25 protein-coding genes and 1 pseudogene are annotated in these 23910 nt (G+C 65.1%); 10 read left to right on the forward strand and 16 right to left on the reverse strand.

Annotation, left to right across the window (positions count from 1 at the left end; all coding sequences use genetic code 11):
- The first annotated feature begins 1 nt into the window (after position 1).
- Positions 2-919: a 4-hydroxy-tetrahydrodipicolinate synthase gene (gene dapA / locus CT676_RS14715; RefSeq protein ID WP_135214836.1), complete on the forward strand. Its 918-nt coding sequence runs from the start codon at positions 2-4 to the stop codon at positions 917-919.
- Positions 920-955: 36 nt separating this feature from the next.
- On the opposite strand, the gene CT676_RS44015 is transcribed toward dapA, so the two are convergent.
- Positions 956-1249: a hypothetical protein gene (locus CT676_RS44015; RefSeq protein ID WP_161495938.1), complete on the reverse strand. Its 294-nt coding sequence runs from the start codon at positions 1247-1249 to the stop codon at positions 956-958.
- A gap of 201 nt (positions 1250-1450) precedes the next feature.
- Between CT676_RS44015 and CT676_RS14725 the strand changes: the two genes are divergently transcribed.
- The 5 genes from CT676_RS14725 to CT676_RS14745 all read left to right on the forward strand — a co-directional run bounded on the left by CT676_RS14725 (position 1451) and on the right by CT676_RS14745 (position 4676).
- Complete coding sequence (locus tag CT676_RS14725) at positions 1451-1642, forward strand: hypothetical protein (protein ID WP_085405245.1); 192 nt, start codon at positions 1451-1453, stop codon at positions 1640-1642.
- Between the two features lie 17 nt (positions 1643-1659).
- Positions 1660-2058, forward strand: coding sequence for a hypothetical protein (locus CT676_RS14730; RefSeq protein ID WP_085405246.1), 399 nt, complete (start codon positions 1660-1662; stop codon positions 2056-2058).
- A 90-nt stretch (positions 2059-2148) separates the two neighbouring features.
- Entirely contained in the window at positions 2149-2277 is a 129-nt protein-coding gene (locus CT676_RS46070) for a hypothetical protein (RefSeq protein ID WP_256478590.1), read from the forward strand.
- A gap of 158 nt (positions 2278-2435) precedes the next feature.
- Positions 2436-3071 carry a uracil phosphoribosyltransferase gene (gene upp / locus CT676_RS14740; protein ID WP_085405247.1) on the forward strand — a complete coding sequence of 212 codons (636 nt, stop codon included), beginning with the start codon at positions 2436-2438 and terminating at the stop codon, positions 3069-3071.
- Positions 3072-3104: 33 nt separating this feature from the next.
- Positions 3105-4676 (forward strand): AMP-binding protein, encoded by a 1572-nt coding sequence (locus CT676_RS14745; protein ID WP_085405248.1) that lies wholly within the window; start codon positions 3105-3107, stop codon positions 4674-4676.
- A 30-nt stretch (positions 4677-4706) separates the two neighbouring features.
- On the opposite strand, the gene CT676_RS14750 is transcribed toward CT676_RS14745, so the two are convergent.
- Genes CT676_RS14750 through dctP form a run of 5 tightly spaced genes read right to left on the reverse strand, consistent with a single transcriptional unit; the run spans position 4707 to position 10094 of the window.
- Positions 4707-5939 (reverse strand): acetyl-CoA hydrolase/transferase C-terminal domain-containing protein, encoded by a 1233-nt coding sequence (locus CT676_RS14750; protein ID WP_085405249.1) that lies wholly within the window; start codon positions 5937-5939, stop codon positions 4707-4709.
- Between the two features lie 31 nt (positions 5940-5970).
- Complete coding sequence (locus CT676_RS14755; RefSeq protein ID WP_071910096.1) at positions 5971-7137, reverse strand: acyl-CoA dehydrogenase family protein; 1167 nt, start codon at positions 7135-7137, stop codon at positions 5971-5973.
- Positions 7138-7166: 29 nt separating this feature from the next.
- Positions 7167-8456 carry a TRAP transporter large permease gene (locus CT676_RS14760; RefSeq protein WP_071910094.1) on the reverse strand — a complete coding sequence of 430 codons (1290 nt, stop codon included), beginning with the start codon at positions 8454-8456 and terminating at the stop codon, positions 7167-7169.
- Between the two features lie 14 nt (positions 8457-8470).
- Positions 8471-9025 carry a TRAP transporter small permease gene (locus tag CT676_RS14765; protein ID WP_028147088.1) on the reverse strand — a complete coding sequence of 185 codons (555 nt, stop codon included), beginning with the start codon at positions 9023-9025 and terminating at the stop codon, positions 8471-8473.
- Between the two features lie 40 nt (positions 9026-9065).
- Positions 9066-10094 (reverse strand): TRAP transporter substrate-binding protein DctP, encoded by a 1029-nt coding sequence (gene dctP, locus CT676_RS14770; RefSeq protein WP_085405250.1) that lies wholly within the window; start codon positions 10092-10094, stop codon positions 9066-9068.
- Positions 10095-10319: 225 nt separating this feature from the next.
- On the opposite strand from dctP, the gene CT676_RS14775 reads away from it, so the two are divergent.
- The 4 genes and pseudogenes from CT676_RS14775 (at position 10320) to CT676_RS14790 (ending at position 13632) form a co-directional block, all read left to right on the forward strand.
- The gene (locus CT676_RS14775; RefSeq protein WP_085405251.1) at positions 10320-11522 is read left to right on the forward strand and encodes a CoA transferase; all 1203 of its coding nucleotides are present in this window, start codon (positions 10320-10322) and stop codon (positions 11520-11522) included.
- Between the two features lie 24 nt (positions 11523-11546).
- Positions 11547-12020: pseudogene (locus CT676_RS14780) on the forward strand (MaoC family dehydratase); the annotation flags it as partial.
- The gene (locus CT676_RS14785; protein ID WP_085405322.1) at positions 12020-12871 is read left to right on the forward strand and encodes a CoA ester lyase; all 852 of its coding nucleotides are present in this window, start codon (positions 12020-12022) and stop codon (positions 12869-12871) included. The pseudogene CT676_RS14780 and the gene CT676_RS14785, both read left to right, overlap by 1 nt.
- 17 nt (positions 12872-12888) lie before the next feature.
- On the forward strand, positions 12889-13632 hold the full coding sequence (locus CT676_RS14790) for a helix-turn-helix domain-containing protein (protein ID WP_063981375.1): 744 nt from the start codon (positions 12889-12891) through the stop codon (positions 13630-13632).
- Positions 13633-13642: 10 nt separating this feature from the next.
- Here CT676_RS14790 and CT676_RS14795 read toward each other — a convergent pair whose 3' ends face one another.
- The 10 genes from CT676_RS14795 to CT676_RS14840 all read right to left on the reverse strand — a co-directional run bounded on the left by CT676_RS14795 (position 13643) and on the right by CT676_RS14840 (position 23821).
- The gene (locus CT676_RS14795) at positions 13643-14065 is read right to left on the reverse strand and encodes a hypothetical protein (protein ID WP_135214837.1); all 423 of its coding nucleotides are present in this window, start codon (positions 14063-14065) and stop codon (positions 13643-13645) included.
- A 144-nt stretch (positions 14066-14209) separates the two neighbouring features.
- A complete protein-coding gene (locus CT676_RS14800) occupies positions 14210-15001 on the reverse strand; it encodes a transporter substrate-binding domain-containing protein (RefSeq protein WP_085405253.1) in 792 nt (263 codons plus the stop codon).
- An 83-nt stretch (positions 15002-15084) separates the two neighbouring features.
- Positions 15085-15876 (reverse strand): fumarylacetoacetate hydrolase family protein, encoded by a 792-nt coding sequence (locus CT676_RS14805; protein ID WP_085405254.1) that lies wholly within the window; start codon positions 15874-15876, stop codon positions 15085-15087.
- 88 nt (positions 15877-15964) lie between these two features.
- A complete protein-coding gene (locus CT676_RS14810; protein WP_085405255.1) occupies positions 15965-16783 on the reverse strand; it encodes an alpha/beta hydrolase in 819 nt (272 codons plus the stop codon).
- Positions 16783-17571 carry an SDR family NAD(P)-dependent oxidoreductase gene (locus CT676_RS14815; RefSeq protein WP_085405256.1) on the reverse strand — a complete coding sequence of 263 codons (789 nt, stop codon included), beginning with the start codon at positions 17569-17571 and terminating at the stop codon, positions 16783-16785. Before CT676_RS14815 ends, CT676_RS14810 begins: the two co-directional genes overlap by 1 nt.
- A 9-nt stretch (positions 17572-17580) precedes the next feature.
- On the reverse strand, positions 17581-18552 hold the full coding sequence (locus CT676_RS14820; protein WP_085405257.1) for a tripartite tricarboxylate transporter substrate binding protein: 972 nt from the start codon (positions 18550-18552) through the stop codon (positions 17581-17583).
- A gap of 40 nt (positions 18553-18592) precedes the next feature.
- Entirely contained in the window at positions 18593-20029 is a 1437-nt protein-coding gene (locus CT676_RS14825; protein WP_085405258.1) for an MmgE/PrpD family protein, read from the reverse strand.
- A gap of 17 nt (positions 20030-20046) precedes the next feature.
- Complete coding sequence (locus tag CT676_RS14830) at positions 20047-21501, reverse strand: MmgE/PrpD family protein (protein WP_085405259.1); 1455 nt, start codon at positions 21499-21501, stop codon at positions 20047-20049.
- Complete coding sequence (locus CT676_RS14835; RefSeq protein WP_085405260.1) at positions 21491-22525, reverse strand: 4-hydroxythreonine-4-phosphate dehydrogenase PdxA; 1035 nt, start codon at positions 22523-22525, stop codon at positions 21491-21493. Before CT676_RS14835 ends, CT676_RS14830 begins: the two co-directional genes overlap by 11 nt.
- 18 nt (positions 22526-22543) lie before the next feature.
- Complete coding sequence (locus tag CT676_RS14840; RefSeq protein ID WP_244623167.1) at positions 22544-23821, reverse strand: cation:dicarboxylase symporter family transporter; 1278 nt, start codon at positions 23819-23821, stop codon at positions 22544-22546.
- Positions 23822-23910 lie beyond the last annotated feature (89 nt).

Genomic DNA, 23910 nt, shown 5'->3' on the forward strand with positions numbered 1-23910 from the left:
CATGTTCATCCCACCCTCCGCCTGGTTCACCGGGTTCATACCGGACCTGCCGACGCCGTTCGATTCGGCCGACGCGATCGACCTGAAGGCGTTCGCCGCGCTCTGCGAGCGTCAGATCGCAGCCGGCGTACCCGCGCTGGTGGTGTGTGAGACCGCCGGCGAGGCACCGACGCTCTCGCCGGCCGAGCAGGCGCTGATCATTCGCACCGCGGTCGATGTCGCGCGTGGCCGCGTGCGGATCATCGCCGGCGCCGTGTCGAATTCAACGAGCCACGCCATCGAACTCGCGCGGCGCGCGGAGGCCGCCGGCGCCGATGCCGTGATGTCGGTGGTGCCCGCCTACAACAAGCCGATGCAGGACGGAATGCTCGCGCACTTCCGCGCCATTGCCGGCGCGATCGGCCTGCCCGTGATCCTGCACGACGTACCCTCCCGCACGCTGCGGCCGCTCGCCGACGAGACGCTTCTGCGCCTCGTCGAATCGCGCCAGTTCGTCGGCCTGCGCGATGCGACCGGCGACATCACCCGCCCGATGCGCCTGTCCCGCCGCCTGCCTGCCGGCTTCCGCTGTCTATCCGGCGACGACACCACCGCATTCGGCTTCATCGCGGACGGCGGCGATGGCGCGATCTCGGAGGTCGCCAACATCGCGCCGGATCTCTGCCGCACGATTTTTTCACATGTCAGGCAGGGCCGGCTGCAATCCGCCCGGTACCTGCACAGGCGCCTGATCCCCTTGATCGCCTGCCTCGGGAAGGAGAGCCCGGCCGCACTTAAATGTGCACTCGGCGTGCTTGGCCTGATGTCGCCCGCCACAAGGCTTCCGATCGTTCCGCTGGACGCAGCCGCGCAGAGGGAAGTGGTACGCGCATTCGCCGCGATCGCCGACGAGGAGCTGATCGACCGCGTCGGCGCCTGAGGCGTCGCACGGCATCCGGGTATCCCCATGCGGCAATCAATCGAAAGGCCTCACAGGCTGCTCCGCGCCTGGCAGCTCGCGCTGCTGCGATTTGCCGTGACGCTCGATGAGTCCGACAGGCTTAATGTCGCCGCGCTCGCGGCGGACCTCGATCATCTGGGCGGCGGCGCCAGGGACTCCCTCCACTTCTTTCGGCGGACCAGCTCGCAACTCTGTGCGGCCATCAGCGGGCAGCGGCAGAGTGTGGAAGCGACGCTGGAATGCTTCTGCAAGCAGATCGATGAACCGCGGCTGCGGAACGCCTTTGCCGCAGCGATCGGGATGACGCATTTGGATCCTGCGCCGTCTCAGGCCCGGCCGAAGCGGAACCCCGGTCTCTTCAGAGGGCTGCCGGCGCGACGGTCGGCATCATTATAGCATTCCTATACTGGTGCCTCGGCGCTCATCTCGCAATCCTACGCAACGATGGACATCATACGAGGCAGATTGCGGCGGCCTCGGCCACCGCCACGCTGACGAAGGAATGCAGACATGTCGATGCTGACACATGGCGCTGAGCGCTCCCTTGGCTGGGCCGAACGCCCCGCACGGATCTCGCCGGAGCGCAAGGCACAGCTCAAGCGCCTCGCGCTCAGCGCGCTGACCCTGCTCTCGATGGGCAGCGTGCTCGCAGCGCTGATCGCGCTGAAGACCGCGATCTATGTCTGGCACCTCCACGCCTGACGGCATGGGAGACCATCATGACCTTGCAGATGTGTGAGGAAGCCGCCATGGCCGCGATCGCCCTTCAAGCCGCGCGTCGCCAGCCCGAGCGACCGACAATCGCCGCGTCCGCGGCGTGCCTTGGACCGATCGACCCGGATGTCATCAGCACCGCCATCCCCGCCTTCTTCATCGGGCGCAACGGCGCCGGCCTCTGGGTCGCGCGCGAGGCGCATGGACGCATCGGCGGTCTCTTCCTGTTCAAGAGCTCCGCGGTCGACTTCGCCAACCGGCAGAGTGGGCCCGCAAGATGCGCGCTGGTGTTTCCCGCCGAGACCTTCGAGCTCGATATCGAGAACCGCGGCAATCCGCTGATTGCGCTGGCGGAGGGCGCGAGGCGGCTCCTGGCCCGCGCGGCGGCAAGGCTGCGGACATGATCGAGCTCAAGATCGCCATCCTGGTTGCGGTGATGGGTGCATTGCTGCTCGGCCTGCGCATCGGCGTCGCGCCTGCCACGGACAAGTAGCATGCAGCTCCTCAAGGGAAATCTGGAGCAGGCGGTCACGACAACGATCCTGACCATGACGCTGAGCCTGATCTGGGGCGCGGTCCTGACAATCGTGATCACGCTCGTGGCACGCGGGCTGGGAGTTTAGAACCCGGCACATCGATGGACCGTGAATTGACCATGGCTGCCTACGAGGCGAGCAGCTGGGTACGTAGCGCCGTCGCGATGCCCGCGTGAGGCCGCGTATCCCCGCGAAAAGATCTGGCCGATCTGGCGCTATTTCACGGAACCGTGTAGATCGGTTTCATGAGCACAAGCAGCGTCAACGTCGTCGCCCACCCCCTGGTCCAGCACAAGCTCTCCCTCATGCGGGAGAAGGACCGCTCGACCAAGAGTTTTCGCGAGATCCTGAACGAGATCGGGATGCTGCTCGGCTACGAGGTGACGCGCGATCTGCCTTTGGAGCTGGTGGAGATCGAGACGCCGATCTCGCCGATGCGGGCACCGAAGATTGCCGGCAAGAAGCTCACGCTGGCGCCGATCCTGCGCGCCGGCGTCGGCTTCCTCGACGGCATGCTGGCGCTGATGCCCTCGGCGCGCATCGCCCATATCGGGCTCTACCGCGACCCCGAGACATTGCAGGCCGTGGAATATTACTTCAAGGCGCCGCAGGACCTGTCCGACCGCACCGTGATCCTGATGGACCCGATGCTGGCGACCGGCAACTCGGCCTGCGCCGGCGCCTCCCTGCTCAAGGCGCGCGGCGCCCGCGACATCCGCTTCGTCTGCCTTCTGGCCGCGCCCGAAGGCATCGCGCAGTTCCAGAGCGAGCATCCCGACGTGCCGATCTGGACCGCCGCGATCGACGAGCGGCTCAACGACCACGGCTACATCGTGCCGGGCCTGGGCGATGCCGGCGACCGGATGTTCGGCACCAAGTAGACAGGTCTGCGCGATCGGGTTAGTCCGGTTGCCATGAGCGTCAACCAATTTTCGCTTCAATCGCTGATCGGCACCGAAGGCGCCGAGCCCGCCTTCGTGTTTGACGGCAGGCCGGTCTCGCGCGCGGAATTCTCCGGGAAGGTCGAGCAGACCGCCGCATGGCTTGCCGCGCAAGGCATCGGCCGGGGCGACGTGGTCGCGGTCTGGCTGGTCAACCGGGTCGAATGGATCGCACTGCTGTTCGCCGCCGCCCGCTGCGGTGCGATCGTCGCCTCGGTCAATACCCGCTACCGCAGCGCGGAAGTCGGCCATCTGCTCAAGGTGTCCGGCGCCAGGCTGATGGTGGTCGAGGCCGCGTTCCGCTCGATCGATTTTGCCGCCATCCTCGCCGGGGTCACCAGGGACGAAGTGCCCGCGCTGCAAAGGCTCGCGGTGGTTGGCGGGGATGCGATCCCCGCACACTGGCCCTGTGTGCGCTTCGATGCGTTCGAGACGTCCTATCCGCCAGCACCGCCGGCGCGGGACGAGGTCGATCTGCCGGTGCTGCTCTACACGACATCGGGCACGACCAAGGGACCGAAGCTCGTCGCGCATTCGCAGCGGACGCTCGCCACGCACGCCGCCTCCGTCGCCAAGGCGCTGAAACTCTCGCCACAGCGCCATTCGCTGCTGGCCATGCTGCCGTTCTGCGGCACCTTTGGCATGACCAGCCTGCTCGGCTTCATCGCAGCCGGCGCGACCATCCATGTGCTCGATGCTTTCGAGGCGGCATCAGCGTCGAAGGTCCTTGGCGAACACAAGATCACGCACGCCTTCGGCTCCGACGAGATGTTCCGCCGCATCCTCGCGCTCGCCGACACACCACGGCCATTCCCGCATCTCGAAGTCTGCGGCTTCGCCGCGTTCCAGCCCGGCTGGCGTGAACTCGCCGCGGAGGCCGAGGCGCGCGGCATGCCGCTGTTCGGCCTCTACGGTTCGAGCGAGGTGCAGGCGCTGTTCTCGATCGCCCGCTCCGGTGATGCCTTCGCCGCTCGCATCGAAGGCGGCGGCTGGCCGATGTCTCCCGACGCGAAGGTGCGCGTGCGCGACACTGAGACCGGGGAGCTGGCGGCGCAAGGCGTCTCCGGCGAGATCGAGATCAGCGCGCCCTCGCGCTTCCTCGGCTATTTCAACAACCCGGATGCGACGCACGACGCGATCACCGCGGACGGCTTCTTCCGCACCGGCGACATCGGCCGGATGCGCAGCGACGGCGCCTTCGTCTACGAGACCCGCGCGGGCGATGCGATGCGGCTCGGCGGCTTCCTGGTTGCGCCCGGCGAGATCGAGGACGAGCTCAAAGCCTGCACGGGGGTTGCCGACGCCCAGGTTGTCGCGGTCGATCTTAGGGGTCAGGCGCGCTGCGTCGCCTTTGTGATTCCGGCCGAGGAGCCGCCGCAGCAGGAGATGCTGGTGGCCCGCCTGCGCGAGCGGCTGGCCGGCTATAAGGTGCCGGCACGAATCTATATCGTCGACGCTTTCCCCGTCACCGACAGCGCCAACGGTGTGAAAATCCAGCGCGCCCGGCTTCGCGCCATGGCAATGGAACGGATCGCCGCCGAATAGGCCCGCCTGTTTCAGATGGCTCGCCAGATTCTAGCGCGCGGCGCGAAGTTGTGCCGACAGCGCATCGCGGTGCCCGGGCGCCGCGATCGCGACCATGCGGCGCGCGCGCTCGGCAAGTCCGCAACCACGCAGCTCTGCAACGCCCCATTCGGTCACGATGGCATCGACATCGGCGCGCGGCGTCGTCACGGTCTCCACATGGACGACAATGCGGCTGGTCCCGTCGGACGCCGTCGCCGGCAGCGCGATGATCGCCCTGCCCCCGGGCGATGCATTGGCACCGCGCACGAAATCGAGCTGCCCGCCGATGGCGCCGATCGCGACGCCGTTAAGCGTTTCGGAGTTGACGCTGCCATCGAGCCCGACCTGGAGCGCCGAGTTGATCGCGACCAGCCGGTTGATCCACGCCAGCACATTCTGGCCGTGCGTATATGACGTCGGCCGCACCGAAACCGCCTTGTTCTCGTGCACGAAGCGATAGAGCCGCTTCGTGCCGATCACCTGGTTCGTCACCGTGGTCCCGGCATCGATTCCCTTCTCTGCATTCGTCACCGCGCCGCGCTCGATCAGGTCGACAACGGCGTCATTGATCAGGCCGGAATGGATGCCGAGATTGCGGGCATGGGAGAGCGAGGACAGGATCGCGTCCGGAATGCGTCCCACACCGAACTGAAGCGTACTGCCGTCGGCGATCAGGCTCGCCGCATGCGCGGCGATCAGCCGGGAGATGTCATCGATCGGGGGCGAGGCCAATTCCACCGGCGGGCGCCGGGCCGGCACACGCAAATGGATCGGCACGTCCTCGGGCCATTCCGCCCCGAACGTAAGGGGCGCATCCGGATTGATCTCGGCGATGACCACTCGCGCGCCCCGTGCGGCATCGATGACATAATCGTTGGAGAGGCTTGCGCTCAATCGACCATCGCCGGACTCGGCGAGTTGCACCAGCACCACATCCGCACGATGGCGCCGTGAGGCGAAATCGGCGCAGAAGGCGCTGTAGTTGCTCGGGATCACGTCGAGCCGTCCCGCTTTCGCGAGCCGCCGCGCATTCCCGATCACGCCATAGCTCTGGAACGAGATGTTGGGCGCGCACGCGGCGGAAAACGTGTCGGAGAATATTGGACCGACCATCATGCGGAACGCCGGCAGATGCCCGGCTTGCGCGACCAGCGCTTCGGTCAGGGTGACCGGCTCAGCCGTTGCCTGCCCGCACACGACACGGTCGCCCTCCCGGATCAGGCCGGAGAAGTCGAGGTTCATTGGCGTCCCCGCTAAGCGATCCGCGCGAAGACTAGTAAGACTTCGCCAGCCCGAGCACCTTTTCCGCGATGAAGCTGAGCGCGAGCTGCGGGCTGACCGGCGCGATGCGCGGGATCAGGACCTCGCGCAGATAACGCTCGACGTGGAATTCCTTGGCATAGCCGAAGCCGCCATGGGTCATCACTGCCTGCTCGCAGGCATGGTAGCCGGCTTCGCCTGCGAAATATTTCGCGGCGTTCGCGCCAGCGCCGCAAGGCAAGCCCTTGTCGTATTGCCAGGCTGCCTGCATCACCATCAGCCAGGCCGCCTCGAGCTCGACCCAGTTCACCGCGAGCGGATGCTGGATGCCCTGGTTCTTGCCGATCGGACGGTTGAACACCACGCGCGTCTTGGCGTATTCGGTCGCGCGCGACAGCGCGAGCTTGCCGAGGCCGACCGCTTCCGCCGCGATCAGGATACGCTCGGGGTTCATGCCTTCGAGGATGTACTGAAAACCCTTGCCCTCTTCGCCGATGCGGTCCTCCATCGGGATCTCGAAATCCTCGAAGAACAGCTCGTTGGAATCGACGATCTTGCGGCCCATCTTCTCGATCTCGTGGACCTTGATCTTCTTGCGGTCGAAATCCGTGTAGAAGAGGCTGAGGCCATGGGTCGGCGACCGCACGTCCTCCAGCGGCGTGGTGCGCGCCAGCAGCAGGATCTTGTGCGCGACCTGCGCGGTGGAGATCCACACCTTCTGGCCGTTGACGATGTAGCGGTCGTTCTTGGCGACGGCACGGGTCTTGAGTTGCGTGGTGTTGAGGCCGGTGTTGGGCTCGGTGACGGCGAAGCACGCCTTCTCGCGGCCCTCGACCATCGGCGGCAGCATGCGCTTGCGCTGCTCCTCGGTGCCGAACACCACGACGGGGTTGAGCCCGAAGACGTTGATGTGCACCGCGGAGGCGCCGGACATGCCGGCGCCGGATTCCGCGATGGCGCGCATCATGATCGCGGCCTCGGTGATGCCGAGCCCGGAGCCGCCATATTCCTCCGGCACGCAGATGCCGAGCCAGCCGGCATCGGCCATCGCCTTGTGGAAGTCGTGCGGGAAGCCGCCGTCGTGGTCCTTCTTCAGCCAATAGGCGTCGGGAAAGTCCTCGCAAACTTTTGCGACGGCGGCACGAATGGCTTCCTGCTGATCGGTGAGCGCGAAATCCATGATGGTCTCCTTATGGAGGCTCGTTGGGCCTAGCGCCCCATCTGCGAGGGCAGCCAGAGAATGATCGAGGGAAACGCCACCAGGATCGCGATTGCGATCAGGTGCGCGATGAAGTGCGGGAAGGTGCCGTGGAACACTTCCGCCACCGGCCGCTTGGCATAGCGAGCAACGATGAAGCAGTTGAGCCCGACCGGCGGCGTGATCATGCCGACTTCTGCGGTGACGATTTTGATGACGCCGAACCAGATCGGATCAAAGCCCAGCGTCTTGATCAGCGGCAGCACGATCGGCACGGTCAGCACCAGGATCGCGATCTGGTCCATGAACGAGCCGAGCACGATGTAGCCGCACAGGATCAATGTAATGATCACCCAGCGCGAGGCCGGAAGGCTGCCGATCCAGGCGACGAGGTCCTGCGTGACATGGGTCAGCGTGAAGAAATAGCCGAAGATCGAGGCACCGACCAGGATCATGATGATCATGCAGGTGCCGTGGCAGGCGCGCAGCAGCGTCGCATAGAGCGAGGACGGCGTGATCTTGCCCTTGACGATGGCGAGCAGGAAGGCGCCGAACGCGCCGAAGGCGGAGGCTTCCGTCGGCGTTGCGACGCCGAGATAGATCGTGCCTGTCACGATCGAGAACAGCACCACCATCGGCGAGACCTGCCACAGCAGCGCAAACTTCTCGCGCCACGGTACAGACTTCGCGGCCGGTGCGCGCGAAGGATCCTGCCAGACCAGGAAGTAGATCGTGGCCATGATGGTGAACGTGACCAGGATCGCCGGGATGATGCCGCTGATCAGCAGCTTGCCGATGTTTACCTCCGCCAGCAGGCCGAAGATGACGAGCGCAACGCTGGTCGGCAGCAGCATCGACAACGTGCCCGAGATCGCAACGACGCCGGCCGCCATCTTCGGCTCGTAGCCCTGGCGGATCATCGCCGGCAGGCTGGTCGAGGACAGCGTCGCGGCGGAAGCGGTCGAGGTGCCGCAGATCGCGCCAAAACCGGCGCCGGCGAGCGCGGTTGCCATGCCGAGGCCGCCGGGAATGCGGCCGACCCAGGCCGAAGCGGTCTTGAACAGATCGTCCGCGACACCCGACAGCAGCACGAGGTCTGCCATCAAGAGAAACATCGGAATGGTGATCAGCTCGTAGGCCGAGACGGTCGAGAGCGGCGCTGTCTGCAGGATGCCGAACAGCGTGGGCCATCCGCCAACCATGACGAGGCCGACCGAGCCGGAGAAAGCCATGGCAAAGCCGACGGGCGTGCCGAGGGCAAGCAGGCCGAACAGCAGGGCGAGAACGATGAAAGGTGTCATGGGGATATCGCCCGTTACTCGAAGCCGCGTGCTTCGCCGACGCCGGTCACCGGCGGCAGCGGATAGAGGTCGCGGCCGCTGACGAGGCTCAGCACATTGCCGACGAGCTGCAGCGCCAGCCGCAGCACCAGCACGCCGCAGCCGAACGGCACCAGCGCCGCCGAAATCCAGGTCGGCCAGGGGATCGCGCCGGAGAGCACGTCGTGCTGCTCGTAATTCTCCAGCGCGCGCTCGAACCCGACCTTGCAGATCAGGATGAATACGAACAGGCCGGCGAGCGCCGTGACGATCTCGGACAACCGTCGCCCCGTCAGCGAGAAGCGCGACAAGAGGATGTCCACGCCGACATGGACATGCTCACGCAGCGCGTCCGACAGCGTGAAGAAGAACACGCCAGCGAGGAGATAGAGCCCGATCAGATCATAGGTGAAGGAGAAAGGGCTGTTCAGCGCGTAACGCATGAACACGTCGGTCACCACCAGCAGCATGATCACGAACATGAACACCACCGCGATCACCGTCAGCGCGCGCTCCAGCGCGCCGAGCACATCTCCTGCCCGTTTGATCACCTCTAGCGCCTCCCTGTTGGATGTCGGACTACCTGGCGCTCTACTTGGCGCCGCCCGCGGCGAGCAGATCGTCGAACTCCTTCAGCGCGGCAGACGCCTGCTTGCCGCGGCTGTCGAGCCCGCTCGCCCACTCCTTGCCGACGCCCTTGAGCTTGTCCTTGATCTCGGTGCGCGTCGCCTCCGGCAGCGGATCGAAGCTGATGCCTTCGTCCTGCATTTGCTTCCTGGTGACTTCGCCTTCCTTTTCGACGCCGGCGCAGGCTTGCGGCGTAATCGCCTCCGAAGCCTCGTTCATCGCCTTCTTCACGTCGTCGGGTAGCTTGTCCCAGACCGACTGGTTGATGGAGTAGGCAACGATGAAGCTGCCGAAGCTGACGCCTTCGGTGGCGTGCTTGACCAGCTTGTCGAGGCCGTATGAGACGACGCTGTCGAGCGGGAACAGCAGGCCGTCCATGGTGCCGCGCGACAGCGACTCATAGGCATCGGGCGCAGCCATGCGCACCGGCACGGCGTTGAGCGCACGCAGCGTCAGGTCCTGCGCGCCGCCGGTGGTGCGCAGCTTCAGGCCCTGCATGTCCTTGGTGGTTTCCACCTTCGACTTGACGGTCCACACCTGGTAGGGCGGCAGCACTACGGCGAGCAGCAGCTTGATCTTGTTCGGCGCGTATTCCTGCTTGGCCAGAATGCCTTCGCGCGCAGCCTTCCAATAAGCCATCGTGCCCTGGCACGCAGTCTCGAACGCACCCGGCAATTGCGCGACCTCCGACAGCGGCATCTTGTCGGAGACGTAGGACGGTCCGATGTAGCCGATATCGACCACGCCGGACTGGGTGAGCCGCAGCATGTCCGCCGCCTTGCCGATCTGCTGGTTCGGATAATAGGTGAAGGTCACCGCACCGTTGGTGCGCCTTGTGACGTCGTCCATCCAGGGCTTCAGCATCAGGCGGACGAGATAGTGACCGGCGGGGAAGCTATCGGCGACCTTCAGCTCCAGGGCCTGCGCCTGCAGCGTCGAGACCGGCAGCGAGAGAGCGAGCACTGCTGCAGCCCGGACCAGATTCTTCTTCATGTCGTTCTCCTTGACGCGTCCCCACGCCGAACGCGGCAGCGAATTGCTGCGGCGCCGTCCGGCCCTCGCTCTATTTCTTGCTTGAAAATGTACATATAGGTGAATTTATCTGTCAAGTATATGAATTATTCATGGAGCCATGCGCCGTAAACTGGAGTCGCCGAATTGACACCGCTATTTTATGAACTCTAACTTCACGTATATGAATTTATCCAACGAGGCCTCATGGGACCGCTCGCCGGCTTCACCATTCTCGACCTGACCTCGGTGCTGATGGGCCCCTACGGCACCCAGGTGCTGGCGGACATGGGCGCCGACGTGATCAAGGTCGAAAGCCCTGAGGGCGACATCGTTCGCCAGATCGGTCCCGGCCGCACGCCCGGCATGGGCGGGATGTTCCTCAATGCCAATCGCGGCAAGCGCAGCATCGTGCTCGACCTGAAGAAGACGGAAGGCCGCGACACCTTGCTGCGGCTGGCGAAGCACGCCAACGCGCTCGTCTACAACGTGCGCCCACAGGCAATGGCGCGGCTCGGCCTCGACTACGAGACACTTCGCGAGATCAACCCCGCGCTCATCTATGTCGGCGCGTTCGGCTACGGCCAGTCCGGGCCCTATGCCGCAAAGCCCGCCTATGACGATCTCATCCAGGGCGCCGCCACGATTCCGACGCTGCTTGCGGCGGCCGGCGACGGCACGCCGCGCTACGTCCCCGTCACCATCGCCGACCGCATCGTCGGCCTGATGTTGGTCAATGCGATCATGGGCGGGCTGATGCATCAGAGCCGCACCGGCGTTGGCCAACGCATCGACGTGCCGATGTTCGAATCGATGACGGAGTTCGTGCTGGTCGATCATCTGGGCGGCCTCACCTACGATCCGCCGCTCGACCATGGCGGCTATGCCCGCCTGCTGTCGCGCTATCGCCGCCCCTACAAGACCAGTGACGGCTATCTCTGCGTCCTCATCTACAACGACAAGCACTGGCGCAGCTTCTTCGAGGCGATCGGACAGCCGCATTTCCTCGATCAGCCGCGCTTCGCCAACCACGCCGCGCGGACGAAGCACATCGACGAGATCTACGAGGAGATCGGCCACATCTTCCTCACACGCACCACCGCAGAATGGCGCGATCTGCTCGAGCGCGCCGACATTCCGGTGATGCCGATGCACACGCTGGAGACGATCCTCGACGATCCGCATCTCAATGCGATCGACTTCTTCAGGACGGTGGATCATCCCGTGGAAGGCCGGATCCGCCAGATGCGCGTGCCCTCCACCTGGAGCGTAACCCAGCCGGAAGCCGCCGGCCCCGCACCGACGCTCGGCCAGCATGGCCGCGACATTTTGCGCGAGGCCGGCTTCTCGACCGACGAGATCGAGCAGCTCGCAGAGCAAAAAGCAGTTCACCTGGCCGCGCCGCCCTAACGGCAGCGCTGGCCAGAATCGCAGCTATACAGGGAGGAAACCGCGATGGCCGGGCTTTATTTCGAGGACTTTTCTGTGGGCCAGGAGTTCAGGCATCCGCTGACCCGGACCGTCACGGAGATGGACAACACCATGTTCAGCCTGCTGACGCTCAACCCGCAGCCGCTGCATATCGACGCGCATTTCGCTGAAAAGACCGAGTTCGGCCAGCGCATTTTCAACAGCCTTTACACCCTCGGCATCATGATCGGCATGACGGTCTATGATACGACCATGGGGACCACTGTTGCCAATCTCGGCATGACCGACGTCACGTTTCCAAAACCGGTCTTCCATGGCGACACCTTGCGGGCGACGACGAAGGTGCTTTCGTTGAGGGAATCCAAATCGCGCCCGAGAGCGGGTATCGTCGAGTTCGAGCACCACGCCTTGAACCAGAACGACGAGATCGTCGGCAAATGCCGCCGCATGGCGATGATGCACAAGAGGCCGGTCTGATGCGTTCGATGCTGTTCGTGCCGGGGGATTCCCCGCGCAAATTCGAGAAGGCGAGCGAAGGCAAGGCCGACGCGCTGATCATCGATCTCGAGGATTCCGTCGTCACCGACAAGAAGCCGGAGGCGCGCACCCTGACGCTTGCGATGCTGAAGGGCCGCCCCGGCCCGCATCAGCTCTATGTCCGCGTCAACGCGCTCGACACCGGCCTGACGCTCACCGATCTCGCCGCGGTGATGCCCGGCAAGCCCGACGGCATCGTTCTGCCGAAATCGCAAGGCGGCGATGACGTGCGCCAGGTTGCAACCTGGCTCGAAGCCTTGGAAGCCGCGGCCGGCATCACCGTCGGCGCGACGCGCATCGTCTGCGTCGCGACGGAGACAGCCAGCTCGATCTTCGGCCTCGGCAGCTACAAGGGCTGCTCCCCCCGCCTCGCCGGATTGATGTGGGGTGCGGAGGATCTCTCGGCTTCGCTCGGCGCCACGGAAAAGGCCGCAGGCGGCGTGTTCCACAGCCCCTACCGCCTCGCGCGCGATCTTTGCCTGATGGCCGCGGCCGCGGCCGAGGTCGCGCCGATCGACACCGTCTATACTGACATCGATAATCTCGCCGGCCTCGAGCAGGAAACGCGCGCCGCGCGGCGCGACGGGTTTTCGGCGAAGGCGCTGATCCACCCGAAACATGTCGACGTCGTCAACGCGGCGTTCGAGCCGACCGAGGCTGAGCGCACCTGGGCGGAAAAAGTGATCGCCGCATTCGCGAGCAATCCGAACTCCGGCACGCTGCGGCTCGACGGCCAGATGATCGACAAGCCGCATCTTCGCGCCGCGAAGAAGATCCTCGGCCAGACCTAGATCGGAACGCCGCCACCATGATCGTTCGCCAAGCCGCAAACGTCCTGGAGATCATGGAATTCTTCGCGCAAACGAGGAAGCCGGCGACGCTTGCTGAGATCGCCGATCATTTCGGCTGGCCGCGCTCGTCGACCTTCAACCTGCTCGCGACGCTGTCGGAGAAGGGGTACCTCTATGAGCCGCGGCCGCGCGCCGGTTTCTATCCGACGCCGCGCTGGCTGGCGATGGCGCGGATGATCTCCGAGGTCGAGCCGCTGCCGCCGTGGACGCATCAGCTGATCGCAGATCTCTCGGCGGAGACCGGCGAGACCGCATCGATTGTGGCGCCGGCGGGCGTCATGGCGGTGTTCATCGACGTCGTCGAATCCCAGGCCGCGATCCGCTATTTCGCGACCATCGGGCACCGCGTTCCGATCCACGCCACCGCCAGCGGCCGCGCGCTGCTGCTGCAATATTCACAGGAAGAGCGCGACTCCGTCTATCGTAAGATCGAGTTCAAGCAATACGGCCCGTCGACGCCGATCAGCATCGAGGCCGTCGAGATCGAGCTGCGCAATTCGATCGCGCGCGGCTATTGCCAGAGCTTTGCCGATTACAGCCGCGATCTCGCCGGCGCGGCGATCCCGCTGCCGATCGGTGATCGCCGGCTCTCGGTCGTCGTCGCAGGGCCGGAATTTCGCATTGGTCCAAAAGTGCCGGAGGTGGCCGCGCTGATCGCACGGACCGTCGACCGGCTGCGGCCGAAGACGACCGCGGCCTAAAGCCGGAGCCTCATTCGAGTCCCTGAACGGGCGGGGTCGAAGTCTCCGCCGGCGGAGCCGGGGCAGCTTGAACTGGCTGCACCGGAGGCGCGGCTTGAGCCGGCGGATTCGGATTGCTGGCGGCTCTGATCTGGCCGTTGGCATTCATCGCCTCACGTGCGCTCGGCGGAGCGCCGGTTGCGGCTGCGCGGTACGCCTCGCGGCGTGGCGGCTGCTGGTGTCTTGCCGACCGCGAACCTCTCACGCCCCATGACCTCGCGATTGAAGGACCGGCGGTATAGCCAATCACTGCACCCGCGACCGCACCGACCGGACCGAGCACGACGGCCCCGGACACGGCGCCTATCGCCGCAGCACCAGCGCGCTCCTGCGCAACGGCGCTCGCAGGCACGCCAGCCAGCAGCACGACCGCAGTGATCAGAACTTTCTTCATCGCAAGCGCCTCCCTCTCGGGAGATCACTCTTACTCAAATATGGCCGCACGAGGTTTGTTCGTTGCCCAACACGGGGCAATGGCCGATGGAACTCCGGCAATTCAAAGACCTCCGCCGCCACTCGCGGTTCCAGCGGGGCCAGATCACGGCGCGATCTTGTCGCTGGTAAATCCATTACCATCGAGCGCACGACGCACGGTGCCGTCTATCTTGGCTTCATCCAGGAAGCGCGCCGCCCAGGTCTTCGCCACGGCCTTGCCCTTGGGAACGACCACGACCACGCCGGTCGACTGGATCACCTCATCCAGCACCTTGGTTCCGGGCAGCTTTCGCGAAAGGTCTTCCAAGGCTCCCATTCCCATGGCGAGAGCATCGAGCTGCCCCTTGCCGATCAATTCGGCCGCCTCTTCCGGCTTCACGAACTTTGTCAGCTTCGCCTGCTTCAAGGATTTTTCGACCGTGCGTGACGTCGATGTCCCTTCGATACAGCCGACCCGCATGCCGGCGCGATCGACATCCGCAACGATCCGGATGTCCGATCCGGCGCGGGTGAGATAGCCGCTCATATAGGCGACGTAAGCGGGCCCTTGGTCCACGAACTGCTCGCGCTTGACGTCCGCCGGCATGAAAGAGAGATCCCAGACGTCCTTGCTGCCGGCGGCGGCGATCTCGTCGGAGCTCGGGTATTCGACGAGCTGAAGCGGAACGTGCAGCTTGTCAGCGGCAGCCTTGGCGAGTTCGACCGTAACGCCGCGCGGTTTTCCGGTCGATGGATCGCGCGTCGTCCAGAACGCCGACGCGGCCGGGCCGACGGCCACCGCCACGCGGAGCGCTCCCGTCGGCGCGATGTCGACGGGGCCTTCGGCTTTCGAGCTGGGAATGGAGGTCATGATGAAGACCAAGCCCAACGCAGCAATCAGACCACGCCGCAACATTTAGCGCCTCCAAGATTGGACAATCCGTCGACAAGCTGACGGCGCGCTCCCTCGCCCCCGTTCTTACGGGGAGAGGTAAAGAACTACACGATCTTGATCGACATATCCGGCAGGCCCTCGAGCTTGCACAGCAGAACGTCGCCCTTCACCACCGGGCCGACATTCTCCGGCGTGCCGGAATAGATGACGTCGCCGGCCTTCAGCTCGAACGCTTCGGAGAGCTTTGCGATCTGCTCGGCAACGCTCCAGATCATCTTGCTGAGATCCGAGTTCTGTTTCACCGTGCCGTTGATCGCGAGCGAAATGGCGCCCTTCTCGAAGTGGCCGGTTTTGCTCACGGGGTGGATAGGGCCGATCACCGCGGCGTGGTCAAAGCTCTTGCCGATCTCCCAGGGCTTCTTCTCCGCGGCCATGCCGTTCTGGAGATCGCGCCGGGTCATGTCGAGGCCGAGCGCGTAGCCATAGACGTGATCGAGCGCCTTGTCGGCCGGGATGCTGATGCCTCCCGATTTCAGCGCGGCGACCAGCTCGACCTCGTGATGATAGTTCTTGGTCAGCGACGGATAGGGGTGGTCGGCAACCTCGCCGATCGCGACGTTCTGGATCGCGTCCGTCGGCTTCTGGAAGAAGAAGGGTGGCTCGCGGTTCGGATCCGACCCGCGCTCGATCGCGTGCGCGGCATAGTTGCGGCCGATGCAGTAGATGCGGCGGACCTGGAACACCTGGGTCTCGCCGACGATCGGAATCGTGACCATCGGCACCGGGAAGATCGGCTTCGGTCCGGCCTGCGCGGCGGCCGGCGCCGCCTCAGTAAGGCCTGCCGCTGTCATCGCGGCTGCGGCCGTGAGCACGCTGCGTCGCGTGGTTTTTGTCATGGCTTCACTCCCTGATATTTGCCGTTTCTTGTCGAACGGTAGTCTTAGAGCCAAATGCGGGGCGGGCCAATGGCCCGCCCTGTACGTCTTAAGTCGCGACGCGATCGAAGAACGCGCGAACTTTTTGCGCGCACGCGTCCGGGTCAGTCGCGGCGACGTGATAGGAATCGCCCGGTAGCACTTCCAGCTTCGAGCCTGGAATCGTTTCCTGCCATGCCTTCACGGAGGCGACGTCGCCGAGACCGGAGCCGGTCGTGGTGATCACCAGCGCCGGGCGCTTGATGGACGGAAGCTCGCCGGTGACATCGACCGTCGGCACCATCTGCAAAAACGCCTCCAGCGTCGAAGCCTTGGTCTTCGACATCAGCTTGATCCACCAGTCCAGCGCCGCCGGCGGCAGCGACGAGCCGAGCCGGCCGGCCGTGGTCTCGCGCACCCAGGGCTCGACGCCCTGCTCGCGGATCTGCTTGCGCCAGGTCGGCGCCCGCTCGTTGAACGAGGTGAGCGAGGCCGGCGCACCGACCGCGGCGACTGCGATCACGCGATCCGGGTGTTTTGCGGTCAGGTGCATCGCCAGGGTGCCGCCGATCTTGCCGCCAACCAGGAAAACGCGATCGAGCTTCAGCACGTCCAGCATCCGGATGATGTCGTCGCCAAGGCCTGCGAAGCGATAGACATAATCGCCCTGCATCGGCGTCGAATCGCCGTAGCCGCGCAGATCCGGGCGCACCACGAGGTGATGCGTGGCGAAATAGGGCACCCAGCGCCGGAACGCCTCGCCGCTCTCGGCGAGCCCGTGCAGCATCACGACCGGCGGTTTGACGTCCCATGGCAGCAGATAATCATCGATGCGAACCGCAAGCTCGCAATCCTCGCTGACACCGATCTTCCGCAGTTCGCTACCCATCAGATACACCTCGTTCCGCCGCCATCGACATTGATGCAGGTACCAGTAATGAAGGACGCGCGGTCTGAACAGAGGAACGCGACGATGCCGGACACCTCGTGCGGCTGCCCGACGCGGCCGAGCGGAACCGAGGCGATCGCCGCAGCATTGGTCGCGCCCTGATCTTGCCCGGCGATCGCCGCACCTTGAGAGATGAGGCTGTCCCAGCGGTCGGTCTGCACCGGTCCGGGATTGACGCCGGTGACCAGCACATTGTCGGGCGCGCATTCCTCGGCGAGCGCCAGCGTGAAGTTCAGCAGCGCCGCGTTGACCGCGCCGCCCGCCATATAGGCCGCGCGCGGCTGGTGGCCGCTGCGGCCGATGATGTTGATGACGCGGCCCCAGCGGCGGTCGCGCATTTCCGGCAGGACATTGCGCGCACAGCGCATGTAGCCGAGCAGCTTCAGCTCGATCGATTTGGCCCAGGTCGCATCCGGCGTCTCCGCGATCCGGCCCATCGGAGAGGCGCCGGCGTTGTTGACGAGGATATCGATGCGGCCGAAGGCCTCGCGCGCGGTGGTCATCGCTCGCGCGATGTCGTCGGGCTTGGTCATGTCGCCGGCACAGGCGATCACACGCCGGCCGGTGTCCCGCGACATTTCCTGTGCTGACGCCGAAAGCCGCTCGGCATCGCGGGCGACGATGACGACATGCGCCTGCTCGCGCGCGAGTTCGGCGGCGATCGCGCGGCCGATACCGATGCTGCCGCCGGTAACGACGGCAACCTTGCCGCCCAGATTGAGATCCATGACGCTACCCTAATCCACTGTGGCGCCGGACGCCTTGACGAGCTTGCCCCACTTCGTGGTTTCGTCCGCCATGAACTGCCCGAACGCCGGCCCAAACACCGTGCCGGGCTCGGCGCCAAGCTCGGCAAGCCGCTTCTTGACGTCGGGCATCTTCAGAATGGTCTCGAGCTCGCCGCTCAGCTTGGCGAGCGCGGGTGCTGGCGTCTTGGCCGGCGCCACCAGCCCAAACCAGGACGAAGCCTCGAAGCCGGGAATGGTGTCGGCCACGGTCGGCACGTCGGGCAGTGCTTCCGCACGCTTGGTACCAGCAACCGCGATCGCATTGATGGCCCTGCCCTGCACCTGCGGCAGCACCGCCGGCATGTTGTCGAACATGAAGGGGATCTGGCCCGCGAGCAGATCGTTCATCGCTGGCGCGGCGCCGCGATAGGGCACGTGGACGATGTCCACGCCGGCCATGCTCTTGAGCAATTCGCCCGCCAGATGATTCGTCGAGCCGATGCCGGACGAGCCGAAATTGAGCGAGCCGGGCTTCGCCTTGGCCAGCGCGATCAGCTCACCCACGTTCTTCGCCTGCACCGACGGATTGACGACCAGCACAATCGGCACCGAGGCGATCAGCGCCACCGGCGCAAAGGCCTTGGCCGGATCGAACGGTAGCTTTTTGTAGAGGGAGCCGTTGATCGTCAGTGGAGGCGGCGCGGTCAGCAGCAGGGTGTAGCCATCGGGCTCTGCGCTCGCGACCGTCTCGGCGCCGATATTGCCACCGGCGCCGCCGCGGTTCTCAACGAGGAAGGTCTGGCCGTTCCGCTCGGTCAGCTTCTGCGCGACGATGCGGGCGATGATGTCGTTGGACCCACCGGCCGGGAACGGCACGATGATCTTGACGGGTCGGGAGGGATAATCCTGCGCTACCGCGAAGCCGGAGAACAGAACGGCCGCACAGGCGGCCACAAAGGTGCGTCGCATAACCCCGCGCATGGGCACTTCCTTGATGTTTGTCTTGTTGTTGATTGATTCATCACGCCGTCAGCAATGGCCTCAACTTGCCGACGTCGTCAAGCCGTTCGAGATTGCCGATCTGGTCGATCAGCCTCTCGGCCCTGTCACTGCCCAATACCGGTGCAATCAGATCCCGCGTCTTGGCCGCCACTGCTTCCGTGCTCAGCGGATTCTCCTTGGTGCCCGGCGGATACTTCGTGAAGTGCTCGACCTTCCTGCCATCGGTCAATGTCACCTCGACGACAGCACCGCGCGGCGCCGCCGGGTCCATCAGCGCCTTGTCGCCGGCCAGCGTCACCTTGGCGCGCTGCTCCAGGATCTTTGGATCATGCATCAACGCGACGTCGTGACTGTCATTGAACGACACGGCGCCCTTGACCAGCGCGACAGCCGCGAGATGCTGGCAGTTGACGTCTGGCATCGCGCTCTCGCCCACAATTCCCATCGCATCGGTCGGCAGCTTGACTAGAATATTACGCACATTATCTGGCGTGAGGCTGTGCTGCTTGCGCAACGTCAGCATTGCATCCAGGGGCGACTGGATGGGATAGCCGACCGAAAATGTCTTGATCGCCGTCTCCGTGACATAGAAGCGCTTGCCGAGATCCTTCACCATCTCTTCCGGCTTCGGATCGGTCGACAGCGCGATGAAGAGATTGTGGGTGCCATCGAGCACGTCGTCGACGCCGGTGAGGCCCGCTTTCACCATGTCGACCGCCATGACGCCGTTGCGGGCCCCCATGCCGGCAAAGTCGAACGCCTTCTCGATGTGATCGTGATCCTTCACCCAGCTCCACAGGCCGGACACCTGCTGCGACGAATAGGAGATCGCGTAGCGCATTCCCTTTTCATCGAGCCGCGCCAGCGATGCGGCGGCCCCGAGCGCGCCAAACGTCGAGGACGTCCCTTCGGCACTCCGATGCGAACCGCGGACGAGGTCGGGACCCAGAGCGAACAGCAGCCGGCAGGTCAGGTCGTAGCCGAGCGCGACGGCGCGAATGACGTCCTGTCCGCTGCGATGCTCGCGCTCGCCAATCGCGAGTGCAGCCGGCACGACCGAACACCCAGGATGCGCCTTGGTGACGGGCTCGAAATCGTCGGTCTCGTCGGCATGCGCACACATCGCGTTCGCCAACGCCGCGTTGACAGCCGTGGTCCGGAAATCGGAGCCGACGACGGACGCCTGTGCATCGCCGCCGAGGGTGCGCACATATTTCAGCGCCATTTCGCCCGGCCGCATGCGCGAGCCCGAAACCATCGCGCCGAGCGTATCGAGAATGCGGTGCTTGCATTCACGCAGCACCTGCTCCGGCAGCTCCTGGTCGCGCGCGACGACCATGTAGCGGGCGAGACGCTCGGTGACACCTGGGCTCGCCGCGAGAGCCGCACGGCCGCCGGTGGCGACCAAGGCGGCAACCGAACCGGCGGACTGCAGGAAACGGCGGCGTGACGGCATGCTGTTCTCCTCCGCGGTCAGGTTGCGACCGACATCCTTGCGATCTCCGCCGCGTTCGGCAGGTTCTCGACATTCCAGCAGGCGTCCATCACGCGCCGGATCGTCGCAGCAGGGATGATACCCTCTGCAAGGTCCGAGAATTTGGTTTCGAGCTGCTTGTCCGTCATCGGCACCTCGACGCTGCCGATCGCATGCTCGATGTAGCGGTTGAGCTTGCGGCCGTCCTTGAGCACGATGGTGAGATCGACCTGCTCCGGCTTGATGCCGGGTGTGATCACCGGATTCACCTTGCCGCGCAGCGCGACGACGGTCGGATCGGTCACGGCCCGGTCGCTGAACTGCTTCTCGCCGCCGGCGCCCTCGACGATGGCGACCGCGACCGCGTGATAGATGCTGAACTTGCCTTCGAGGCCCGCCTTCGGCGTCTTCTTGCCGGTGAGTTCCAGCACCAGGGGATGGACCTTGAGGTCGACGCGCTCGATCTGGTCCGCAGTCACCTTGCTCTCGTTGCGGAGCTGGATCGCGGCGTCGATCGCCGGGTGCATGACGATGCCGCAGGCGAATGGCTTGTAGGTATTGAGCGCGGCCTCATAGCGTTTGCCGAGGTCGCCGAGGATCTCGTTGTAGTCCTGCTTGGTGCTGATCGTGTTGGCCCAGCCGCGCTTGGCCTCGATCATGGCGTCGGACGAGGTGAAATTCTTCGAGGCCAGGATCGCCGCGAAAATGCCGCTTGATGCGGCACGGCCTGGATTGAAGCTCTTGTTCATCGAGCCGAAGGATTCCCGCAGGCCCACCGGCTGGGATGCGGCCAGTCCGAGCGCCCATGTCATCTGCTGCTCGTTCAGCTTCAACAGCTTGCCGACGGCCGCGGCCGAGCCGAACACACCGGCGGTGCCGGTGATGTGCCAGCCGACATCGTAATGGTTCGGATAGACCGAGTTGCCGATCCGGCACTCGGTCTCGACGCCGAGCACCAGCGCGTTCAGGAAATCCTTGCCCGATACCGGCTGCATCTCCGACAGCGCGAGAATGGCCGACGCCACGGGACCGGCAGGATGGATGATCGTCTTCAGGTGGGTGTCGTCATAGTCGAAGATATGGCTCGACACACCGTTGATGAAGGCCGCGTTCATGATGTCGAACCGCTCGCGCCGCCCGAACAGCGAGGCCTGCTGCGGCCCGGAGAACGGACCGAGCGCCGAGACCGCGATATCGACCGTCTCGTGATGCGATCCGCCGATGGCGACGCCGACCCAGTTCAGCAGCGTGCGCACGCCTTCCTTGCGCACATTGGCCGGCAGGTCGTCATAACTCGCGGTCACGAGATAATGCGCCAGCGCACGCGTCACCTCCTTGGGTGGCGCTGCTGCGGGCGTTGCGGCCGGCGTCTGCGCGAAGGCGGCGTTGGCGCCGACGGTTGCGAGCGGCAGCGCGGCCGCCGCCTGGAGCAGGGTCCTGCGATCAGTTTGCATGGGCAGCCTCCTTGACCTTGATCGATACCAGTTGCGCTGCAAGGCGGACCGCGCTTTCGAGCGCGCCGGTCTTGGCGACGCCCGTGCCGACGATGTCGAACGCGGTGCCATGCGACGGCGTAGTGAAGACGGTCTCAAGGCCCGCCGTGACGGTGACACCGCGGTTGAAGCCGCGCAGCTTGGTCGCGATCTGGCCCTGGTCGTGATACATCGCGACCACGCTGTCGAACTCGCCCGCGAAGGCGCGGATATAGACGGTGTCAGCGGGATATGGCCCGGTGCACGCAATGCCGCGCTTCGCAGCGGCTTCGACGGTCGGTCGGATCATCTCGATCTCGTCGCGGCCGAACAGGCCGTTCTCGCCGGCATGCGGATTGAGCGCGGCGACCGCGATGCGCGGCCTGGCGACGCCAGCCCTCCGCATCATGCGGTCGACCAGCTCGATCGAGTCCGTGATGCTCTCCGGATTGATGCCGTCGAGCGCCTCGCGCAGCGATTGATGCCCGGTGACGCGCGACATCCACTGGCCGTCGAGCACGTTCATCTCAGAGAAGTAAGTCTTATGCCCGAGCAGGCTCGCGAACATCTTGTGCTCGTCGGGGAACTTCCAGCCGCCGTCGAACATCGCGCGCTTGTTGAGCGGCGCGAAGGTAATGGCGTCAACCTCACCCGCCTTGGAGAAGTCGATCGCGCGCGACAGCGTCTCGCCGGTCAGCCGGCCGGACTCGGCGCTGGCTTTGCCGATCGGGAATTTGGCGGGATCGGTGTTGCCGAGGTCGACGAGCTGCACCGTGCCGCGGCCCCAATTGGCCGCCTTGGGCGAGGCAATCCGCTCGACCTTCAGGTTCACGCCGGCATGCGCCATGCCCATCTCGAGCACGCGGGCATCGCCGACAACGACGAGGCGGGCTGCGTCAGCAAGCCGGTCGTCGGAGAGGATGCGCGCGATCTGTTCGGGGCCAATGCCGGTACAGTCGCCAGGGGTCAGCGCAATGACGGGCAGTTCGTTGGTGTTGGTAGCCATATTGAAAGCCTTGGATCCTTACTTCACTGCTTGGATTTGAGCGGCGGACTGGGCCCAGTCCTCGCGGTTGAATTCTCCATCCCACTTCGCGACCACGATGGCGGCGACCGCGTTGCCGATGGTGTTGGTGATGGCGCGCGCCAGCGACATGAAGCGGTCGATGCCGAGCAGCAGCGCCAGTCCCTCCGCCGGCAACCCCGCGGCGATCACCGTCGCGGCGAGCGCGGCGAAAGCGCCGCCGGTGACGCCCGCGGCGCCTTTGCTGGTGAACAGCATCACCACGAACAGGCTCAATTGCTGGCCGGCCGACAATTCGATGCCGTAGACCTGGGCGACGAACATCGTGGAGAGCGGCAGCGTCAGCGCGACACCATCGAGATTGAAGGAATAGCCGGAGGGAATGACGAGGCCAGCGACTGCCCGCCCCACACCCGCCTTCGGCAGCTTCTCCATCATGCCGGGGATGGCAGTCTCCGACGAGGAGGTGCCGAGCACGACGAGCAGCTCGTTGCGCAAGAGGCGCAACAGGTCCATCAGGCGGATGCCGGCGAGACGGCAGATCACGTTGAGAATGACGAAGATGAAGAACGCCATCATCGCCCAGGCGGTGCCGACCAATAGCGCCAGCGCATAGAGCGTGGCGGCGCCGAACTTCGCCACGGTGAAAGCCATGGCACCAAAGGCGCCGATCGGCGCCAAGGCCACCACGACATGCACGACGCTGAAGACGAGTTCGGTGATCCGCTCAAGGCCCGTCCGCAGCGGAGCAGCCTTTTCGCCGAGCAGCAGCAAGCCGATGCCGCACAGAAGCGCGAGCACGAGAACCTGGAGCACGTCGCCGGCCGCGAACGCGCCGACAAAACTCTCCGGGATCATGTGCTGGATGTAGGCTGACAGCGACCCGACATGAGCCTGCGAATAGCGCGCGACGGTCTCGGCCTGCTGCGCGGTGGCATGCGCCACGCCGGCGCCGGGCTGCACCCAGCGCACCACCACGAAGCTGATCAACAGGCAGATCGTCGTCACGGCCTCGAAATAGGCAAAGGCCTTGAGGCCGATTCGGCCAACCGCCTTCATGTCACCGACCTGCGCGATGCCGGTGACCACCACCAGGAAAATCAGCGGCGCGATCGTCATCTTGATCAGCGAGATGAAGGCATCGCCGAGCGGCTTGAGTTCGACCGCGAAGGCCGGAAACAGAGCGCCGAGCAGCGCACCCAGCGCGGCGCCGGCGACCACCAGAACATACTGCTCGCGCCAGAGCGGCTTGCGGCGCCGTTCGGAAACCGGGCTCAATATAGGCTCCGACAGCGGAGTTGCGGCGATCTGCAATTGATTTCCTCCAACGCATCGTCGCGCCATGCGTAGTGGCGCCTTGTTCTGGT

Source organism: Bradyrhizobium sp. MOS001, assembly GCF_004634465.1.
Lineage (GTDB): Bacteria > Pseudomonadota > Alphaproteobacteria > Rhizobiales > Xanthobacteraceae > Bradyrhizobium > Bradyrhizobium barranii.

What these genes read in the sequence shown, in the direction of transcription:
- dapA (WP_135214836.1), top strand. Translation starts at nt 2, where the DNA reads ATGTTCATCCCACCCTCCGCCTGGTTCACCGGGTTCATACCGGACCTG.
- CT676_RS44015 (WP_161495938.1), bottom strand. Translation starts at nt 1,249, where the DNA reads ATGCGTCATCCCGATCGCTGCGGCAAAGGCGTTCCGCAGCCGCGGTTC.
- CT676_RS14725 (WP_085405245.1), top strand. Translation starts at nt 1,451, where the DNA reads ATGTCGATGCTGACACATGGCGCTGAGCGCTCCCTTGGCTGGGCCGAA.
- CT676_RS14730 (WP_085405246.1), top strand. Translation starts at nt 1,660, where the DNA reads ATGACCTTGCAGATGTGTGAGGAAGCCGCCATGGCCGCGATCGCCCTT.
- CT676_RS46070 (WP_256478590.1), top strand. Translation starts at nt 2,149, where the DNA reads ATGCAGCTCCTCAAGGGAAATCTGGAGCAGGCGGTCACGACAACGATC.
- upp (WP_085405247.1), top strand. Translation starts at nt 2,436, where the DNA reads ATGAGCACAAGCAGCGTCAACGTCGTCGCCCACCCCCTGGTCCAGCAC.
- CT676_RS14745 (WP_085405248.1), top strand. Translation starts at nt 3,105, where the DNA reads ATGAGCGTCAACCAATTTTCGCTTCAATCGCTGATCGGCACCGAAGGC.
- CT676_RS14750 (WP_085405249.1), bottom strand. Translation starts at nt 5,939, where the DNA reads ATGAACCTCGACTTCTCCGGCCTGATCCGGGAGGGCGACCGTGTCGTG.
- CT676_RS14755 (WP_071910096.1), bottom strand. Translation starts at nt 7,137, where the DNA reads ATGGATTTCGCGCTCACCGATCAGCAGGAAGCCATTCGTGCCGCCGTC.
- CT676_RS14760 (WP_071910094.1), bottom strand. Translation starts at nt 8,456, where the DNA reads ATGACACCTTTCATCGTTCTCGCCCTGCTGTTCGGCCTGCTTGCCCTC.
- dctP (WP_085405250.1), bottom strand. Translation starts at nt 10,094, where the DNA reads ATGAAGAAGAATCTGGTCCGGGCTGCAGCAGTGCTCGCTCTCTCGCTG.
- CT676_RS14775 (WP_085405251.1), top strand. Translation starts at nt 10,320, where the DNA reads ATGGGACCGCTCGCCGGCTTCACCATTCTCGACCTGACCTCGGTGCTG.
- CT676_RS14785 (WP_085405322.1), top strand. Translation starts at nt 12,020, where the DNA reads ATGCGTTCGATGCTGTTCGTGCCGGGGGATTCCCCGCGCAAATTCGAG.
- CT676_RS14790 (WP_063981375.1), top strand. Translation starts at nt 12,889, where the DNA reads ATGATCGTTCGCCAAGCCGCAAACGTCCTGGAGATCATGGAATTCTTC.
- CT676_RS14795 (WP_135214837.1), bottom strand. Translation starts at nt 14,065, where the DNA reads ATGAAGAAAGTTCTGATCACTGCGGTCGTGCTGCTGGCTGGCGTGCCT.
- CT676_RS14800 (WP_085405253.1), bottom strand. Translation starts at nt 15,001, where the DNA reads ATGTTGCGGCGTGGTCTGATTGCTGCGTTGGGCTTGGTCTTCATCATG.
- CT676_RS14805 (WP_085405254.1), bottom strand. Translation starts at nt 15,876, where the DNA reads ATGACAAAAACCACGCGACGCAGCGTGCTCACGGCCGCAGCCGCGATG.
- CT676_RS14810 (WP_085405255.1), bottom strand. Translation starts at nt 16,783, where the DNA reads ATGGGTAGCGAACTGCGGAAGATCGGTGTCAGCGAGGATTGCGAGCTT.
- CT676_RS14815 (WP_085405256.1), bottom strand. Translation starts at nt 17,571, where the DNA reads ATGGATCTCAATCTGGGCGGCAAGGTTGCCGTCGTTACCGGCGGCAGC.
- CT676_RS14820 (WP_085405257.1), bottom strand. Translation starts at nt 18,552, where the DNA reads ATGCGCGGGGTTATGCGACGCACCTTTGTGGCCGCCTGTGCGGCCGTT.
- CT676_RS14825 (WP_085405258.1), bottom strand. Translation starts at nt 20,029, where the DNA reads ATGCCGTCACGCCGCCGTTTCCTGCAGTCCGCCGGTTCGGTTGCCGCC.
- CT676_RS14830 (WP_085405259.1), bottom strand. Translation starts at nt 21,501, where the DNA reads ATGCAAACTGATCGCAGGACCCTGCTCCAGGCGGCGGCCGCGCTGCCG.
- CT676_RS14835 (WP_085405260.1), bottom strand. Translation starts at nt 22,525, where the DNA reads ATGGCTACCAACACCAACGAACTGCCCGTCATTGCGCTGACCCCTGGC.